General features: G+C 71.8%; 14 protein-coding genes. 13 read left to right on the top strand and 1 reads right to left on the bottom strand.

Features of this window, described 5'->3' with window-relative positions; translation table 11 throughout:
* Positions 1 to 6: 6 nt before the first annotated feature.
* The 7 genes from puhC to AAHF99_RS08660 all read left to right on the top strand — a co-directional run bounded on the left by puhC (position 7) and on the right by AAHF99_RS08660 (position 6,840).
* Positions 7 to 501 (top strand): photosynthetic complex assembly protein PuhC, encoded by a 495-nt coding sequence (puhC, locus tag AAHF99_RS08690; RefSeq protein WP_342163781.1) that lies wholly within the window; start codon positions 7 to 9, stop codon positions 499 to 501.
* Positions 501 to 797 carry a hypothetical protein gene (locus AAHF99_RS08685; RefSeq protein WP_342163780.1) on the top strand — a complete coding sequence of 99 codons (297 nt, stop codon included), beginning with the start codon at positions 501 to 503 and terminating at the stop codon, positions 795 to 797. The genes puhC and AAHF99_RS08685 overlap by 1 nt, the downstream gene beginning before the upstream one ends.
* Positions 794 to 1,858 carry a magnesium-protoporphyrin IX monomethyl ester (oxidative) cyclase gene (gene acsF, locus AAHF99_RS08680; protein ID WP_243953381.1) on the top strand — a complete coding sequence of 355 codons (1,065 nt, stop codon included), beginning with the start codon at positions 794 to 796 and terminating at the stop codon, positions 1,856 to 1,858. The genes AAHF99_RS08685 and acsF overlap by 4 nt, the downstream gene beginning before the upstream one ends.
* A gap of 1 nt (position 1,859) precedes the next feature.
* Positions 1,860 to 2,648: a putative photosynthetic complex assembly protein PuhE gene (gene puhE, locus AAHF99_RS08675; RefSeq protein ID WP_342163779.1), complete on the top strand. Its 789-nt coding sequence runs from the start codon at positions 1,860 to 1,862 to the stop codon at positions 2,646 to 2,648.
* Positions 2,649 to 2,782: 134 nt separating this feature from the next.
* A complete protein-coding gene (hemA, locus tag AAHF99_RS08670) occupies positions 2,783 to 4,000 on the top strand; it encodes a 5-aminolevulinate synthase (RefSeq protein WP_342163777.1) in 1,218 nt (405 codons plus the stop codon).
* Positions 4,001 to 4,180: 180 nt separating this feature from the next.
* Positions 4,181 to 5,197: a magnesium chelatase ATPase subunit I gene (gene bchI, locus AAHF99_RS08665; protein ID WP_342163776.1), complete on the top strand. Its 1,017-nt coding sequence runs from the start codon at positions 4,181 to 4,183 to the stop codon at positions 5,195 to 5,197.
* The gene (locus AAHF99_RS08660; protein WP_342163775.1) at positions 5,194 to 6,840 is read left to right on the top strand and encodes a magnesium chelatase subunit D; all 1,647 of its coding nucleotides are present in this window, start codon (positions 5,194 to 5,196) and stop codon (positions 6,838 to 6,840) included. The genes bchI and AAHF99_RS08660 overlap by 4 nt, the downstream gene beginning before the upstream one ends.
* A gap of 5 nt (positions 6,841 to 6,845) precedes the next feature.
* Here the strand turns inward: AAHF99_RS08660 and AAHF99_RS08655 are convergent, their stop codons facing one another.
* Positions 6,846 to 6,986 carry a hypothetical protein gene (locus AAHF99_RS08655; RefSeq protein ID WP_342163773.1) on the bottom strand — a complete coding sequence of 47 codons (141 nt, stop codon included), beginning with the start codon at positions 6,984 to 6,986 and terminating at the stop codon, positions 6,846 to 6,848.
* A 242-nt stretch (positions 6,987 to 7,228) separates the two neighbouring features.
* Here AAHF99_RS08655 and bchO point away from each other — a divergent pair, with 242 nt between their 5' ends.
* The 6 genes from bchO to AAHF99_RS08625 all read left to right on the top strand — a co-directional run bounded on the left by bchO (position 7,229) and on the right by AAHF99_RS08625 (position 12,957).
* Complete coding sequence (bchO, locus tag AAHF99_RS08650) at positions 7,229 to 8,137, top strand: alpha/beta fold hydrolase BchO (RefSeq protein WP_342163772.1); 909 nt, start codon at positions 7,229 to 7,231, stop codon at positions 8,135 to 8,137.
* A gap of 65 nt (positions 8,138 to 8,202) precedes the next feature.
* Positions 8,203 to 8,976, top strand: coding sequence for a gamma-glutamyl-gamma-aminobutyrate hydrolase family protein (locus AAHF99_RS08645; RefSeq protein WP_342163770.1), 774 nt, complete (start codon positions 8,203 to 8,205; stop codon positions 8,974 to 8,976).
* 50 nt (positions 8,977 to 9,026) lie between these two features.
* Entirely contained in the window at positions 9,027 to 10,286 is a 1,260-nt protein-coding gene (larC, locus tag AAHF99_RS08640) for a nickel pincer cofactor biosynthesis protein LarC (protein ID WP_342163769.1), read from the top strand.
* On the top strand, positions 10,283 to 11,089 hold the full coding sequence (gene larE / locus AAHF99_RS08635; protein ID WP_342163768.1) for an ATP-dependent sacrificial sulfur transferase LarE: 807 nt from the start codon (positions 10,283 to 10,285) through the stop codon (positions 11,087 to 11,089). Before larC ends, larE begins: the two co-directional genes overlap by 4 nt.
* The gene (gene larB, locus AAHF99_RS08630; RefSeq protein ID WP_342163767.1) at positions 11,086 to 11,772 is read left to right on the top strand and encodes a nickel pincer cofactor biosynthesis protein LarB; all 687 of its coding nucleotides are present in this window, start codon (positions 11,086 to 11,088) and stop codon (positions 11,770 to 11,772) included. Before larE ends, larB begins: the two co-directional genes overlap by 4 nt.
* A 75-nt stretch (positions 11,773 to 11,847) precedes the next feature.
* Positions 11,848 to 12,957 carry an aldo/keto reductase gene (locus tag AAHF99_RS08625; RefSeq protein ID WP_342163766.1) on the top strand — a complete coding sequence of 370 codons (1,110 nt, stop codon included), beginning with the start codon at positions 11,848 to 11,850 and terminating at the stop codon, positions 12,955 to 12,957.
* The last annotated feature ends 59 nt before the right edge of the window (positions 12,958 to 13,016 follow it).

Raw genomic sequence — 13,016 nt, 5'->3', positions numbered from 1 at the left:
GACGCGATGGGTGGAGCCATCCCAGGCAGGGGTGCTCGGCGGCAGGAGGTCGGCCCGGTGCCGGCGCTGCTCCTGATCGGCGCGGGCGCGCTTCTCGGCTTCACCATGCTCGCCGTGGCCATCGGCCGGGGGGAGGGCGTCGGCCTGACGCAATTGCCCCCCGCCAAGCCGGTCGCCCGCCTCGAATTCCGCGCCGAGGATCAGGCGGACGGCTCCATCGCCCTGCGCAACGCGGCCGATGCGAAGATCGTCGCCTGGATCCGCCCCGGTGAGGACGGCTTCGTGCGCGGCACCCTGCGGGGCCTCGCCCAGGCCCGCCAGCGCGACGGGCTCGGCCGCGAGCCGCCGTTCAGCCTGACCCGCTTCGACGACGGGCGCCTCGATCTCGCCGACGAGGCCACCGGCCGGCACGTGCCCCTCGAAGCCTTCGGCCCGACCAATTCCGGCGCCTTCGCCCGGCTGCTGCCGGGGCAGGGCGCCCCGGCGACGGAGACCCGCTGATGGGCTGGCCCGGCTCCCGCACCGTCACCGTGCCCTGCACGGTCGAACTCGAGAACACGCCCGAGAGCCTGCACGCGCATGTCACCCTCGATGCCGGCTTCGACATCGAGCCCGGCGACGAGGTGCAGGTTCACGACGCCCCGACGGAAGTGCCCTACGGCGAGCGCCTCACGGTGCGCCGCACCGCCACCGTGGTCCGGGCCGGCGCGCTGGAGCGCGCCTGGACCAAGCTCATCGCCCATCTCGAACTGACCGAACTCTACGAGGTCAGCTTTTCCGAACGGAGGACGCTGTGAACGCTCCCGTCCCGAAGTTGCCGATCAACGAATCGACCAAGGCCGCCCAGGAGACGACCTTCCTGTCGCCGCGCTTCTACACGACCGATTTCGTGGAACTGGACCGCACGAATGTCGAGCCGGTCCGCCGCGATTGGGACGTGCTGATCGCGGAGCTGAAGGCGGACCCGAACAAGCGCCACTTCACCCGCAACGAGGAGTTCGATTGCGACCTCTCGGCCATGGAGCCGGAGCTGCGCAAGGAATTCCTCGACTTCCTCGTCTCCTCGATCACCGCCGAGTTCTCGGGCTGCGTGCTCTACGCGGAGATGCGCAAGCGCGCGAAGAACAAGGACATCAAGGAGTTGTTCGGCCTGATGAGCCGCGACGAGGCCCGCCACGCCGGCTTCATCAACGACACGCTCAAGGATTTCGGGATCGGCGTCGACCTCGGCTTCCTGACGAAGTCGAAGAAGTACACCTTCTTCAAGCCGAAGTTCATCTTCTACGCCACGTACCTCTCCGAGAAGATCGGCTACGCCCGCTACATCACGATCTACCGGGAGCTGGAAAAGCACCCGGAGCGGCGCATCCACCCGATCTTCAAGTGGTTCGAGAAGTGGTGCAACGACGAGTTCCGGCACGGCGAGGCCTTCGCCCTGCTGATGCGCGCGAACCCGAAGCTGACGAGCGGCGTGAACCGCTACTGGATCCGCTTCTTCCTGCTCGCCGTGTTCGCGACGATGTATGTCCGCGACCATCACCGGCCCGCCTTCCACGCGGCTTTGGGCGTCGATCCGTCCGACTACGATTACAAGGTCTTCCGCATCACCTCCGAGATCTCGAAGCAAACGTTCCCGCTGGAACTCGACATCGACAACCCGAAGTTCCGGGCCGGTCTCGACACGCTGCTGGCCCATTCCCGCGCCATCGCGGCGGCGCGGGCCAAGGGTGGGCTGATGGGCAAGGTCTCGCACGGGCTGCACGCGGCCGGCGCCGCGCTCACCTTCGCGCGGCTCTACCTCCTCCCGGTCAAGGCCAACGCCCTGCCGGCCGACATCCGTCTCCAACCGGTCTGGTAGAATGGCGACATACGCCGCCCCGGTCGTCTATGCGGTCCTGCTCTGGTGGTTCTCCACCGGGGTGATCCTGCTTCTCGACCACGCCCCCCGGCGGACCCATCCGTGGAGCATGGCGGCGGCGACGCTGCTGCTCGCCGGGGCGCTGGTGATGGTGCGGGGGAGCGCCGGGGATACGGGCGCGGGCGGAGCCTACACGGCCTTCACCGCCGCCCTGGTCGTCTGGGGCTGGCAGGAGATGAGCTACTACATGGGCTTCATCTCCGGCCCCCGGCCGGTGGCCTGCCCGCCCTCGCTGCGGGGGAGCGAGCGGTTCTTCGCGGCGCTGGCGACCAGCCTGTGGCACGAATTCGCCATCGTGATCGGCGGGCTCGCGATCCTGGCCCTTGTCTGGGGCCAGCCGAACAAGTTCGCCCTCTGGACCTACGCCACCCTGGTGGTGATGAACCTGTCGGCCCGGCTCAACCTGTTCCTCGGGGTGCGCAACCTCCATTCCGAGTTCCTGCCGGACCATCTCGGCTACCTCGCCTGCTACCTGACGCGGGCGCCGATGAACCGGCTCTTCCCGGTCTCCGTCACCCTCGGCACCGCCGCCGCCGCCCTCCTCGGGCGGGCGGCGATCGCCGACGAAGTGCTGGCGCATGAACTGATCGGCTTCACGGTGCTCGCGACGCTGATGGCGCTCGCGACCCTGGAACATTGGTTCCTGATGCTGCCGTTGCCCTCCGCCGCCCTGTGGCGCTGGAGCCTGCCGGGTCGCGGCCTCGACGGCGCGCGCGGCACGCCGGACTGATCCACCGTGCACGGTTTTCGCTCACGCGGGCGCCGTGCACCCCTCGATTTGGAATTCGTCGTATGCGAGTTCTAGAGCGAAGCGAGTCTAACGAAACAAGCGGGCCGAACCTGCGGCAACCGGGGAGTAGGGGAATGGACTACGAGGCCTTCTTCGGCGCCGAGATCGCCGGTCTCCACCGGGAGGGGCGCTACCGCGTCTTCACCGATCTGGAGCGCCATGCCGGCCGCTTCCCCCACGCCACCCACCACCATGCCGGCGGCACGCGGCCCGTGACCGTGTGGTGTTCGAACGACTATCTCGGCATGGGCCAGCACCCGACGGTGCTCGGCGCGATGCACGAGGCCCTGGACCGCTGCGGCGCGGGCGCGGGCGGCACCCGCAACATCTCCGGCACGAACCACTACCACGTGCTGCTGGAACGCGAGCTCGCCGACCTCCACCGCAAGGAAGCGGCGCTGCTCTTCACCTCGGGCTACGTCTCGAACTGGGCGGCGCTCGGCACGCTCGCCTCCCGCCTGCCGAACTGCGCGGTGTTCTCCGATTCCGAGAACCACGCCTCGATGATCGAGGGCATCCGCTTCAGCCGGGCCGAGCGCCACATCTTCCGCCATAACGACCCGGAAGACCTCGACCGCAAGCTCGGCCTCATCGACCCGTCCCGCCCGAAGCTGGTGGCGTTCGAGTCGGTCTACTCGATGGACGGCGACATCGCCCCGATCGGCGAGATCTGTGACGTGGCCGAGAAGCACGGTGCGCTGACCTATCTCGATGAGGTCCACGCGGTCGGCCTCTACGGCGAGCGCGGCGGCGGCATCTCCGAGCGCGACGGCGTCGCCCACCGGCTGGACGTGATCGAGGGCACGCTGGGCAAGGCGTTCGCGGTGCATGGCGGCTACATCACGGCGTCCGAGAAGCTGTGCGACTTCGTGCGCAGCTTCGCCTCGGGCTTCATCTTCACCACGTCCCTGCCGCCCTCGGTGGCGGCGGGCGCGGCGGCCTCGATCCGCCACCTGAAGGAGAGCGGCGTCGAGCGCGCCCGCCATCAGGAGCGCGTCGCCAAGACCCGCGCGGCCTTGGAGGCCGCCGACATCCCGACCATGCCGAACGACAGCCACATCGTTCCGGTGATGGTCTGTGATCCCGTGCTGTGCAAGGGGATCTCGGACACGCTGCTCGACGAGTTCGGCATCTACGTGCAGCCGATCAACTACCCGACCGTGGCGCGCGGCACCGAGCGCCTGCGCATCACGCCCTCGCCGCTGCACACGGACGAGGATATCGGTCATCTGGTCGATGCGCTCTCCACGATCTGGGGCCGCATCGGCCTCCGGCAGAAGGCGGCGGAGTAGGGAACCCGTCGTCCAACTCTCCCCCTCATCCTGAGGTGCCCGCGCCAGCGGGCCTCGAAGGAGCCCTCCAGAGGGCACCGCGATCCCTGGAGGCCTCCTTCGAGGCCTCCGCTGCGCTCCGGCACCTCAGGATGAGGGCGGTGAAGGGAGCGAGGTCGCCCTTCAACCTTGAGCGTATCCGTGCCCCCCTTTCCCTTCTCGGCCATCGTCGGCCAGGACGAGATGCGCCAAGCGCTGCTGATCGCGGCGGTGGATCCTGCGGTCGGGGGCGTGCTGGTCTTCGGGGACCGGGGAACCGGCAAGTCCACCGCCATCCGGGCGCTGGCCGCCCTCCTGCCGCCGATGAACGCGGTGGCCGGCTGCCCCTACAATTGCGACCCCGCGAGCCCGGCGGACCTCTGCCCGCACTGCGCGACCACACCCGGCGCGCGGAAGAAGTCCGAAAAAAAAGCCGTGCCGGTGGTGGACCTGCCGCTCGGCGCCACCGAGGACCGGGTGGTCGGCACCCTCGACCTCGAACGGGCGCTCGGCGCCGGGGTGAAGGCGTTCGAGCCGGGGCTGCTCGCCCGCGCCAACCGGGGCTTCCTCTACATCGACGAGGTGAACCTGCTGGAAGACCACCTCGTGGACCTGCTCCTCGACGTGGCGGCCTCCGGCGTGAACACCGTGGAGCGCGAGGGCCTGTCCCTGCGCCATCCGGCGCGGTTCGTCCTCGTCGGTTCCGGCAACCCGGAGGAGGGCGAGTTGCGCCCGCAGCTCCTCGACCGGTTCGGGCTGGCCTGCGAGGTCGCCACTCCCACCGACATCGCCACCCGCATCGCGGTGGTCCGCGCCCGCGACGCCTACGAGCGCGATCCGGACGCCTTCTGCGCCGCCCACGCGAAGGAGGATGCGGCAACCCGCAAGCGGATCGAGGCGGCGCGCAAGCGTCTCCCCGCCGTCACCGTGCCGGATGCGGCCCTCGAACAGGCGGCTCGCCTCTGCCTCGCGCTGGGCACGGACGGCCTGCGCGGCGAACTCACGCTGATGCGCACCGCCCGCGCGCTCGCCACCCTCGACGGCGCCGGCACCGTCACCGACGACCATCTGCGCCGGATCGCCCCGGCGGCGCTGCGGCACCGGCTGCGCCGCAACCCGCTCGATGAATCGGGCTCGACGGTGCGCGTCGAGCGGGCGCTGGCCGAGGTGTTTGCGTGACCACGGCGGGCGAGCCGGAGCGCGTCTGGGCCGACGCCCTCCTCGCCCTCCGACTCCTCGCCCAGGACCCGCACGGCCTCGGCGGCATCGTGGTCCGCGCCGGGCCGGGTCCGGTGCGCGAGGCCTGGATCGAGCGCCTGCGCGACGCCCTCGGGCCGGAGCGCGCCTTCCGCCGAATGCCCCCCGGCATCGGCGACGAGGGGCTGCTCGGCGGGCTCGACCTCGCCGCGACCCTCTCCGCCGGGCGGCCGGTGACGCGGACGGGCCTCCTCGCGGCGGCCGATGGCGGGGTGATCGTCGTGCCCATGGCCGAGCGGCTGGAGCCCGGCACCGCCGCGCGCCTCGCCGCCGCCCTCGATACCGGCCGCGCGGGGCCGGAGAATACGCCAGCCCGGTTCGGCCTCGTGCTCCTCGATGAAGGCCGGGACGACGAGGCCGCGCCCGTGGCCCTGGCCGACAGGCTCGCCTTCCGCATCGACCTCGATTCCGTGCCGCCGCGCGTCGCCCTCACCGAGGGTCGCGGGGTGGAGGAACCGGAGGTGGAGGAGGCCGATCCGGTCGCGATGCTGTGCAGCCTCGCGTCGGCCTTCGGCATCGCCTCGCCTCGCGCGCCGATCCTGGCCCTGCGGGTGGCGCGGGCGCTGGCCACGGACAACGCGGCCGTCACGGCGGCGCGGCTCGTCCTCGCCCCCCGCGCCGAGCGCCTGCCCGAACCCGCGCCGCCGCCGGAGACACCGCCGGAGAACGAGCGCGAGGAAACCCCGCCGGGGCAGGGCGAGGAGCGCGAGCCTGCGCCGCCGGAGGATGTGGTGCTGGACGCCGTGCGCGCCGCCATTCCCCCGCGCCTCCTCGACCTGCTGCTCGCCGGGGGCCTGCGCCGGTCGGACGCGAGGGCGGGGCGAGGGGGCAGACCGGAGGCGGTGTCGCGCACCGGGCGGCCGGTGGGCCACCGGCCCGGCGACCCGCGACGGGGCCGGCTCGATCTGCTGGCGACGTTGCGCGCCGCCGCCCCCTGGCAGCGCCTGCGCCAGGGCGAGGGACGCCTCACGATCCGGCGGGACGACCTGCGCATCCGCAAGCTGCGCCGCCGGGTCGAGACGACCACAGTGTTCTGCGTCGATGCCTCGGGCTCGGCCGCCCTGGAACGGCTCGCGGAGGCGAAGGGTGCCGTCGAAGCGCTGCTCGCGGAAGCCTATGTCCGGCGGGACCGGGTCGCACTGGTGGCGTTCCGGGGGACGGTGGCGGATCTCGTCCTGCCGCCGACGCGCTCGCTCACGCGGGCGAAGCGCGGCCTCGCGGGGTTGCCCGGCGGCGGGGGCACGCCCCTGGCCTCCGGGCTCGACGCCGCGCTCACCGTGGCGCTCGGCGTGCGCCGGGGCGGGGGCAACGCCGTCGTGGTGGTGCTGACGGATGGGCGGGCCAACGTCGCCCGCGACGGGGCGGGCGGACGGGCGAGGGCCGGCGACGAGGCGTTGCAGGCAGCCCGCGCCCTCCGGCAGGCGGGGCTCCCGGCCCTGGTCGTGGATACCGGCGCCAGGGGGGGCGGCGCGAAGGCCATGGCCGAGGCCATGGCGGCGCGCTACCTCGCGCTGCCCCGGCTCGACGGCGGCGCCATCGGCGCCGCCGTGAAGGCGATCCGGTGAGGGGCCTACGGCTCGCTGGCGATGCCGAGATCGGCAAGGCGCTGGTGATGGGCGATCCAGGATTCGAACGCCCCGCGCAAAAGGGCGGCGAAGTTCCAGCCGGCGAAGCTGGCGGCGTGCGGGCTGGTGGGGACGAGAGGTATCATGACCTGCTCCTGAGGTGGGGGCGCGTGTTCTTGTTGAGTGACCCTAGGGTGCGCCTCATCCCGCATCGCAACAAGCACCCTAAGATCACCCGTGGCATGCGGAGATCGCATGGTTCGCCAATACCTTACGAAATACTTCCGCCCATGAACGATAACGCCGGACCTGCTCTCGCCTTGCCCCGCCATGCTGCGATGCGGCAAGATCGGGCGGTCCACCCGGCGATTTTTGCGAGGCCCGTGCTGTGAGCGTCGACACCCGAGACCGGCCGGATTGGGAGCGGGACGGCCACGATTGGCCCCACCGCGCGGCGAGCCGCTTCGTGACGGCCGGCGGCCTCTCCTGGCATGTGCAGGAATTCGGCCCGGCCGACGCGCCCGTGCTCCTCCTCCTGCACGGCACGGGGGCGGCCAACCATTCCTGGCGGGGCTTCGCGCCACTGCTCGCCGGCCCGTTCCGGGTGATCGCGCCGGATCTGCCCGGCCACGGCTTCACCGATCCGCTGCCGGATGGCACGCTCTCCCTGCCGGGCATGGCGAAGGCGGTCTCGGCCCTGGTGCAGGGTCTCGGGGTGGCGCCCGCCATCGTGGCGGGTCATTCGGCCGGGGCGGCGATCCTGGCGCGGATGTGCCTCGACGGGATGGTCGCCCCGCGCCTGTTCGCGGCGTTCAACGGGGCGCTGGCGCCGCTGCCGGGGGCGGCGAGCTTCCTGTTCCCGAGCATGGCGCGGCTGCTGTTCCTGAACCCCTTCACCCCGCGCCTCTTCGCCTGGACCGCCGACAGCGCCGCCGTGCGCCGGCTGATCGAGGGCACGGGCTCGCGCCTCGACCCGGTGGGGCTCGACCTCTACCGGCGGCTCTTCGCCCGCGCCGGGCATGTGCGGGGGGCGCTCGGCATGATGGCGAACTGGGATCTCGACCGGCTGCACCGCGACCTGCCGAGGCTCGCGACGCGGACGCTCCTGATCGTCGGCGGCGACGACAAGGCGATTTCGCCCGACACCGCCTTCACCCTCGTGAAGCGCCTGCCCGATGCGCGGGTGAAGCTGGTGCGCGGCCTCGGCCATCTGGCGCACGAGGAAGCGCCGGAGCGTGTGGCCGAGATCCTGCTTGAAGAGGCGCGGGGGCTCGGGATCGTGTCGGCCCCGGGGTAGCGCCCAAACCCCGGCGCGCTTACCTCTGTATGCGAAATACGGTCGACGGGGAGACTGGTGCGAGGATGGGCAGGCCCGTAATCGGCGTGATCGGCAATGCGCGCCTGCTCGAGAATCGCTTCCCGGCCCAGATCGTGGGCATGAACAACCTGCGCGCCCTGGCCGAGGTGGCGGGCGCCCTGCCGCTGGTCTTCGCCGGCTGCCCGCAGGTGACGGATCTCGGCGACCTCCTCGACACGGTGGACGGCGTGCTGCTCACAGGCGGCCGGGCGAACGTCCACCCGCACCGCTTCGGCCTGCCGGCGGACCCCGCCCACGAGCCCTACGACGAATCCCGCGATGCCCTGGCCCTGCCGCTGGTCGAAGCCTGCGTGGCGCGCGGGGTGCCGCTCTTCGGCATCTGCCGGGGCTTCCAGGAGATGAACGTCGCCTTCGGTGGCACCCTCGACCCGGAGATCCGCAACCTGCCGGGGCGGCTCAACCACCGGATGCCGCGCCTGCCGAACGGCGAGCTGCACCCGGATTTCGAGGTGCTGTTCGCGGATCGCCACGACGTGACGCTGACGGAGGGCGGCGTGTTCGCCCAGTTGATCGGCCGCGACCGGATCCGCGTGAACTCCCTCCACGGGCAGGGCATCCGCGAGAAGGGCGAGCGCGTCGTCGTCGAGGGCATCGCGGAGGACGGGACCATCGAGGCGATCCGCATCGACGGGGCGCCGGGCTTCGCGCTGGGCGTCCAGTGGCACGCCGAGCACGGTACCGCCACGAGCGACGTCAACCGGCCCCTGGTGGCGGCCTTCGGCCGGGCCGTGGCGGAGAAGGCAAGAACCCACCGATAGGGCGCGATGTCGCCCTCGACAAAACCGCCGCGCGCCCGACCTCTGGCGGAATGCAGATCCATCTCGATGCCTTGGGCGGCGTCGCCGGCGACATGGTCGTGGCCGCTCTCCTCGACGCCTTCCCCGAGCACGAGGCCGGGGTCGCCCGCAGCGTGCGCGCCGCCCTCGCCGAGGCCGTGCCGGACGCGGCGGGCAGCGTTGCGTGCACCCTCTCCGCGCATTCCGACGGCATCCTCACCGGCCGCCGCTTCGCGGTGACGCGCGACGGGCGCCCGGCCGAGGAGAACGGGCACGATCACGGCCATCACCATCACGGGCATCACCACCATCACGCCCACCGGCATTGGGCCGAGATCCGCGATGGGCTGCGCCGGGCGGACCTCGCGCCGGAGGTGGCGCGGCATGCCCTGGCGATCTTCGGGCACCTCGCCGAGGCCGAGGCGCGGGTCCACGGCATCCCGGTGGATCGGGTCGCCTTCCACGAGGTCGGCGCCTGGGATTCCATCGCCGACATCGTCGCCACCGCCCATATCGTGGCGGCCCTCGGTGCGAGCGCCTGGACCGTCTCGGCCCTGCCGCTCGGCGGCGGGCGGGTGAAGACGCAGCACGGCTCCCTACCGGTCCCCGCGCCGGCCACGACGCTGCTCCTCGACGGCTTCGCCCTGATCGATGACGGCATCCAAGGCGAGCGCGTGACGCCGACCGGCGCCGCGATCCTGCGCCATCTCTGCGGGACGGCCCGTGTGCCCGGCGCGCGGGTGCTCGCCCGCTCCGGCACCGGCTTCGGCACACGGCGCCTGCCGGGCATCAGCAATTGCCTGCGCATCCTCGCCTTCGAGGAGGGCGCGGGGAGCCAGCCCGCCGGAGCGCGGGAGATCGGCATCGTCGAGTTCGAGGTGGACGATCAGACCGCCGAGGATCTGGCGCAGGGCCTCGACCGGATCCGCGCCCACGAGGCGGTGCTCGACGCGGTGCAGATGCCGGTCTTCGGCAAGAAGGGCCGGATGATGACCCATGTCCGCGTGCTCACCCGCGCCGACGCCATCGACGCGGTCATCGGCGCCTGCTTCCGCGAGACCACGACGATCGGCCTGCGTTACCGCAAGGAAGCCGGCATCGCCCTGGAGCGGGACAGCGTGAGCGTCGAGGCGGAAGGCCGGGAGGTCCGGGTGAAGCGGGTGGCGCGGCCGGGCGGGCGCACCGCCAAGGCCGAGGCCGACGACGCCCTCGCGGGCGAGGACCACGCCGCCCGCGCCCGCCTTCGCCGCGCGGCCGAACGCATCGCCCTCGATCAGGGAGACGGGGAATGACACGCCTCGAAGAGGTGCTGGCCGGCATCGGCCCCCTCGCCGTCGCGGTGAGCGGCGGCGTCGACAGCCTGACGCTCGCCGCACTGAGCCACCGGGTGCTCGGGGACGGCGCCGCCATGGTCCACGCCGCCTCGCCCGCCGTGCCCGCCGAGGCGACGGCGCGGGTGCGGCGCGAGGCGGAACGCGATGGCTGGGCGCTGACCGTCGTGCAGGCCGGGGAGTTCGACGATCCCCGCTACCGGGCGAACCCGGTGAACCGCTGCTTCTTCTGCAAGACGAACCTCTACGGCACGATCCGCACGGTGACGGATCGGCAGATGGTGTCGGGCGCGAACCTGAACGACCTCGGCGAGTACCGCCCCGGCCTCGATGCCGCCCGCGAGCACGGGGTGCGCCATCCCTATGTCGAGGCGGGGCTCGACAAGGCCGCCGTGCGGGCGCTCGCCCGCGCTCTCGGCCTCGGCGACGTGGCGGAACTGCCCTCCGCGCCCTGCCTGTCGAGCCGCGTCGAGACCGGCCTGCGGATCGAGCCGGAGACGCTGGCCTTCATCCACGCGGTGGAGGGAATGGTCGGCGGCACCCTTGGCGCAGGCGATGCCCGCCGGGCCGTGCGCTGCCGCGTCCGCGCGGCGGGTGTGGCGATCGAGCTCGACCCCGCGAGCCTCGCCGCCCTCGACGCATCGACGCGGGACGACCTCGCCGGCCGGATCGCGGCGGTAGCCCCCGTGGGCCTCGTCGGCGGCGGCGTGCGCTTCCTGCCCTACAAGGTCGGCAGCGCCTTCCTCACCGGAGACGCGGCGTGAGCACCAAGGACGAATTCCTCCTCGATTTCGGCCGGGCCGAGCGGATCGGCCTGGAAGAGGCGATCTACTGCGCCGGCAAGTCGGCGGCGCAGATCGACGCCATCCTCGATGCGGCTGCGGAGCGGGGCGCCCGCTTCCTCCTCACCCGTCTGGATGCCGACAAGCTCGACGCCCTGCCGGGCCACCACCGCCGCGCCCTCGATTACTGCCCGGTCTCGCGCACCGCCTTCTTCGGCGAGCCGCGCCCGGTGGAGGCGGTGCCCTCTGTGGCCGTGGTGGCGGCCGGCACCTCGGACGTGCCCGTCGCCCGCGAGGCCCTGCGCACGCTGCACTACCAGGGCCGGGGCGCGACCCTCATCGCCGATGTCGGCGTCGCCGGCCTGTGGCGGCTGACCCAGCGGGTCGAGGAGATCCGCGCCCACCCCATCGTCATCGTGGCGGCGGGGATGGATGCCGCCCTGCCGAGCGTCGTCGGCGGCCTCGTCGCCTCCCCCGTGATCGCGGTGCCGACCTCCGTCGGCTACGGCGTCGCGGAGGGCGGGCACACCGCCCTGAACTCGGTGCTGGCGAGCTGCGCGCCCGGCATCACCGTCGTGAACATCGACAACGGCTACGGCGCCGCCTGCGCGGCGCTCCGCCTCCTGCACGCGGCGGAGCGTCTCGCCCGCGCGGCCGAACGATGACGCCCTGCGGCGGTTGATCCCCACAGCCCGGAGCGCCCCGATGACAGACCCGAAGCGACCCTCACGGAGACCGACATGGAACGCCGCGACTTCCTCAAGGGCGCTGCCCTCGGCGCCGGCCTCGCTGCCGCAAGCCCTGCGGGGGCGGCCGTGAGCGACCCCGGACTGCCCAACACCCGCCCGCAGGATCCGGCCGACCTGCCGCTCATCACCGACGCAGGTGAGCGCCGGGGCGAGATGCTCTACCGGAATTTCGGCAAGACCGACGAGAAGATCTCCGCCATCGGCATGGGCGGGTTCCACCTCGGCAAGAGCGCCGTGACCGACGACGAGGCGACCCGGCTGATCCATGCCGGCATCGACCGCGGCATCACCTTCATGGACAATTGCTGGGACTACAACCAGGGCCGCTCCGAGGAGCGGATGGGCATCGCCCTGGAGCAGAACGGCTACCGCAACAAGGTCTTCCTGATGTCCAAGATGGACGGGCGGACCAAGGAGGAAGCCCTCAAGCAGATCGAGCAATCCCTCCGGCGCCTGCGCACCGACCATATCGACCTCGTGCAGCACCACGAGATCCTGCGCTTCGACGATCCCGACCGGGTGTTCGCCGAGGGCGGCGCCATGGAAGGGTTCATGGAGGCCAAGAAGCAGGGCAAGCTCCGCTACATCGGCTTCACCGGCCACAAGGACCCGCGCATCCACCTGCAGATGCTGTCGGTCGCGCAGGAGCGGGGCTTCCACTTCGATTCCTGCCAGATGCCGCTCAACGTGATGGACGCGCATTTCCGCTCGTTCGGCCATCTCGTGCTGCCGCACCTCGTGCGCGAGGGCATCGCGCCGCTGGCCATGAAGACCTTCGGCGACGGGGTGATCCTGAAGTCGGACGCGCCGATCAAGCCGATCGAATACCTGCACTTCTCCCTGAACCTGCCGGTCTCGGTGGTGATCACGGGCATCCAGAACCAGCGCGACCTGGATCAGGCCTTCGAGGCGGTGAAGACCTTCCAGCCGATGGACAAGGCGAAGGTGGCCGAGTTGCTGTCGCGCTCGAAGCCTTATGCCCTCGAAGGCAAGTACGAGCTGTTCAAGACCAGCGCGACCTTCGACGGCACCGCCAAGAACGCGGCGTGGCTGGGAGAGGACGTGCAGAGCGTCAAGAAACTCGCCCCCGTCATGGAGTGAGGCCCCTTGTCCCGCGCCTCCGGGCGCGGGACAGTGCCCGTGACGCCGCACAGACGGCG

It is taken from the genome of Methylobacterium litchii (assembly GCF_038442315.1).
Lineage (GTDB): Bacteria > Pseudomonadota > Alphaproteobacteria > Rhizobiales > Beijerinckiaceae > Methylobacterium > Methylobacterium litchii.
Note: the sequence above shows the minus strand (reverse complement) of the source record. Positions and strands in the feature narration are given on the sequence as shown.